General features: G+C 57.6%; 5 protein-coding genes and 1 pseudogene. 2 read left to right on the top strand and 4 right to left on the bottom strand.

What is annotated here, in order from left to right; all coding sequences use genetic code 11:
* A partial coding sequence (locus ACXJ5O_RS20480) for a biotin/lipoyl-binding protein (protein WP_457301503.1) occupies positions 1-407 on the bottom strand: 407 nt, incomplete at its 3' end.
* Between the two features lie 133 nt (positions 408-540).
* Here ACXJ5O_RS20480 and ACXJ5O_RS20475 point away from each other — a divergent pair.
* Positions 541-1,188, top strand: a complete 648-nt coding sequence (locus ACXJ5O_RS20475; RefSeq protein WP_457301502.1) for a TetR/AcrR family transcriptional regulator — start codon at positions 541-543, stop codon at positions 1,186-1,188.
* Between the two features lie 88 nt (positions 1,189-1,276).
* Here the strand turns inward: ACXJ5O_RS20475 and ACXJ5O_RS20470 are convergent.
* A pseudogene (locus ACXJ5O_RS20470) lies at positions 1,277-1,372 on the bottom strand (sulfite exporter TauE/SafE family protein); the annotation flags it as partial.
* Positions 1,373-1,661: 289 nt separating this feature from the next.
* Between ACXJ5O_RS20470 and ACXJ5O_RS20465 the strand changes: the two are divergent.
* Positions 1,662-2,534 carry a hypothetical protein gene (locus tag ACXJ5O_RS20465; protein WP_457301501.1) on the top strand — a complete coding sequence of 291 codons (873 nt, stop codon included), beginning with the start codon at positions 1,662-1,664 and terminating at the stop codon, positions 2,532-2,534.
* Between the two features lie 61 nt (positions 2,535-2,595).
* On the opposite strand, the gene ACXJ5O_RS20460 is transcribed toward ACXJ5O_RS20465, so the two are convergent.
* Positions 2,596-3,780, bottom strand: a complete 1,185-nt coding sequence (locus ACXJ5O_RS20460) for a M20 aminoacylase family protein (RefSeq protein ID WP_457301500.1) — start codon at positions 3,778-3,780, stop codon at positions 2,596-2,598.
* Positions 3,781-3,814: 34 nt separating this feature from the next.
* Positions 3,815-4,133 (bottom strand): amino acid ABC transporter ATP-binding protein (locus ACXJ5O_RS20455; protein ID WP_457301499.1); only part of this gene is annotated, 319 nt, incomplete at its 5' end.

Here is a 4,133-nt window from a genome sequence, read left to right as displayed (position 1 = left end):
ACATCGCCCATCGCCTGCTCGAGCGCCGTCTTGAAATCCCTGTCGTCGATGCGGGCAAGGGGCTGCCCTGACTTCACCGTTTCATTATCCTTGACGAGGACTTCGGCGATGTATCCCGAAATTTTTGGCGCGACCGAAMTATTATCCGCTTTCACATAGGCATCGTCAGTCTCCACGTGGAAGCGACCCACCGTCCAGTAATCGTGGCCATAATAGGCACCGGCTGCAAGCAAGATGATCGCGGCTGTACCGAAAAGTAAGTGACGTCCACGCTTCCGGACCGGCTTCTCATCAGAGGCCGACGTCTGGGGCGCTTCCGCGATGCGGACAGGCGAACCCGCTTCCGCTGTGGGGACAATTTCAACGGGTTGAACAACATTGTTGTTTAAGGCTTGCAGCTTGCTCATTGTGGTCTCCGAATTTCCGGGTCGCCGTCACTTGGGCTGCGGCCTTCAATTGATGAACTCCATTTACGAAACTTGACGTTTTCTAAAATACGCCGTATAAACGAGCTGTCAATTGCTATTTTGGAAAATCGTTATGGTCGTAATTCACAAAATCGAGAAACGCCCCCGGGGCCGGCCACAAGTTCGTTGCGACGATGATACGAAAGGCGTTATCGTCGAAGCCGCCAATGCGCAGTTTCACGAAAGCGGTTATGCCGCGGCGAGCATCAGCGCCATTGCCCGGAATGCCGGCGTTTCAACCAAAACCCTTTATCGGCTGTTTCCCACCAAGGCAGACCTGTTCGCCTGCATGGTATCCGTTCGAATTGGCCGCTTTCTGCTGGCAGTCGATCCCGCCGGGCATGCCAACGATGACTTAGGGGTCGGCCTTGAACACGTGCTGACGGCCTATGGCATGCTTACCCTCTCCGACGACACGATTGGGATCATGCGCCTCGTCATTGGCGAATCCGATCGGTTTCCGGAACTCGCAGCATCGTTCTATGAGCAAGCAATCGTAAGAACCAATGCGTTGATGGAGGCGTGGCTTCGCGAACAGGTCGAGCGTGGACGTATCAAGCTAGACGATCCGCATGCCGCAAGCGGCATGTTGCGGGGAATGATGGCCATGGAACCGCAGCGTGCAGCCATGCTGCGCCAAATGCCAGCGCCGAACGTCGAAGAGATTGTAGCTCGAGCGAAAATGTGCGCCAATTTGTTTCTAAAGGGATGCGCAATTTAGTGGGCTTTTCAAGGGGTGAGCCAACCTGCAAAAGCCAATTTTGGCCCGCATGTGATGCTGAGCAAACCACGAAAGGGTTCTCGCATGATCACGCAAAAAAACCGGTAACGCCGTCCCACAACAGTTTCAAAGCCGTCAAGACCAGCAATCCGTAGCAGGCGCGATAGATCTGCCGTTGGTGCATGAAGCTGATCAGGAATACGCGACAAGGATCGTGCCTATCGTCAGTTCCATACAGTTACCTTCTTAGCTGCCGCGCGATCTATACACGATTGGAATTCACGTCAGCGCCCCCGGTGCAGCGAATGGAAGGTCGCGTGGCTGTTCCCAAGCAGCGAAATGCCCACGCTGGGTGACGCTTTGCGATCCGGAATTTGGCGACAACCGGAACAAATGCTGTTTCACGAGGTTAGTTCAATTGCGAAAGCACCGCCATTGACGAGGCCATGGGACGGATCAACGAGGAGGCAACCATGCGCATTAACCGCCGCCAATTTGCGGCACTTATGGTTGTGCTCTCCTTGCCGGAGATGTCACGAGCGGCAAATAGGAAGAGCTCCTTATTTTGGCGCGCCAAATTCCAGTCGCAAGAAATTGTGCTGTTCGGCTATGTGCGCGTCCGCGCTGATTTCTTCCCGGACATCATGGCCGAGGGAAAGCGTCTGATAGACCAATCCAAATTGGTTCTGATAGATATGAACCCTAGCCTCATTCTGTCTACCACAAAGTTCAAGAACAGCGATCTTAAACCCGTCTTCCCCCGCCTGCCGCAGCCCCATCAGGAGGAACTCAAGACCATCCTCTCAACGTCGCAAGCGGGAAATGCGACCGAGAGGCTTTCCGGTTTCGAGGTGGGCTTGCTTCTCATTGGTGAAGGACAGCATTCCTTCACTCCTGACGCGCCGAGTATCGGCCTCGAGCTCGCGAATTATGGCGTTTCCATCGGGCGTGCTGTCAAGACGCTCGCCTCCGACGGCGAGATGCAGTTGATGCAAAAGCCCCCGACTTTGGAGATCATCAATTCCGTCGGCCCAGCCTCGATCACCTATCTTCTTGACCTGCGCCGTCGTATCGGGCCCATTGGTGAATACCTCGATGAACTTTACAAGGCCGGCAAGAGCGCAGAGATCGCCAGYCTTGGAGAGGAAATCGCCGCCAAGGGAATTTTTACGCCCACCGATTTCATGGATGCCGATCGCCTACGCGCGCTTTTCGTCGAGCGTATCGCAAACATGCCGGCCGGCACCAATGCCTTCGCCATACTGCCGATCGGGTTGCTGGGCGGCTCGCATAGTATCCTACCAGAACTCCGGATCCGCGGTGCCGAGGTGACGGCAATCGAGTAGACTTGTCTGCTTCTTCAGACGCAGCTTCGGCTGCGAGTTTGACGTCTGGAACTTGGTGAGGCTACAACGATAAAAATCTCTCGGTGAGCCGGGCCCACATGGCGGCACCGGTGGTCAGGCTGTCGTCGTTGAAGTCGTACTTCGAGCTGTGCAGGATCGGCGAGTTCTCGCCATTGCCGAGGCGCAGGAAGCAGCCTGGCTTGTGTTCCAGGAAATAGGCGAAATCCTCGCTACCCGGAATCATGGGGCACACTCCCACTTTGGCGTCGCCCACCAGTTCCTTGAGGACGTCGATCGCGAAGGCCGTTTCGTTCTCCGAGTTGATGACGACTGGGTACCCGCGCTCATAGTCGATCGAAACGCTGGCCCCGTGCGCTTCGGCGATTGACGTTGCGATGCCACGCACGCGCCGCTCCAGCATGTCACGGACCTCCGGCGAGAAGGAGCGAATGCTTGCCACGATCTCGGCCGTTTCGGGGATCACGTTTGATGCCGTGCCGCCATGGATGGTTCCGACCGTCACGACCGCGGTCTCGATAGGATTTACGTTACGGGATACGACCGTCTGCAGCGCCATAACCATGTTTGCAGCGACGACGATCGGGTCGACTGTCAGATGCGGGCGGGAGGCATGGCCGCCCTTTCCGAAAACGGTAATCGTCGCGGTATCGGAGGCCGCCATCAACGGGCCCGATCGCATCAGGAAGGTGCCGGCAGGCGCGCCGGGATGATTATGCAATCCGAAGATCGCGTCGCAGGGGAAACGATCGAAAAGCCCGTCTTCGATCATTGCCTGAGCGCCGCTGCCCTTACCGGCTTCCTCGGCAGGCTGGAAGATCAGATTGACCGTGCCGTTGAAATGGCGGGTACGCGCCAGATATTCGGCTGCGCCGAGTAACATTGTCGTGTGACCGTCATGGCCGCATGCATGCATCTTGCCGGCGGATGTGCTGGCGTAGGGCAGGCCGGTTCCTTCCATGATAGGCAGGGCATCCATGTCCGCGCGAATGGCGATGCTGCGTCCGCCTGCACCCTGCCGAAGCCGACCGACGACGCCGAGGCCACCGACGTTGCGGGTCACCTCGTAACCCCAGCGTTCCAGGCGATCGGCGACGTAGGCGGCCGTTTCATGCTCCTCGAACGAGAGTTCCGGATGTGCGTGGAGATGCCTGCGCGTCTCGATGAGCTCGGCGGTCCGATCGTCGAAATCCGCAATGCGAGCGAACTCGTTTGAAGTTTGTGGCATGAGACTGTCTTCCGTGTTTTGTTCGGCCCGCCGGTCAGATGAAGCGGCTGAGGAAACTTCTGGTGCGGGGATGGGATGGATTGGTAAGAACCGCGGCCGGCGGACCCTCTTCGACGACGACGCCTCCGTCCATGAACACGACGCGGTCCGCTGCTTCCTTAGCGAAACCTATTTCATGGGTGACCACGATCATGGTCAAACCTTCCTTGGCAAGGTCGCGCATGGTGGCCAGCACCTCGCCCACCAATTCCGGATCGAGGGCGGAGGTTGGCTCGTCGAACAGCATCAGTCTGGGTCGGATTGCCAGCGCGCGGGCGATCGCCACACGCTGTTGCTGCCCGCCGGACAATTGG

The sequence above is a fragment of the Phyllobacterium sp. P5_D12 genome (assembly GCF_054049495.1).
Note: the sequence above shows the minus strand (reverse complement) of the source record. Positions and strands in the feature narration are given on the sequence as shown.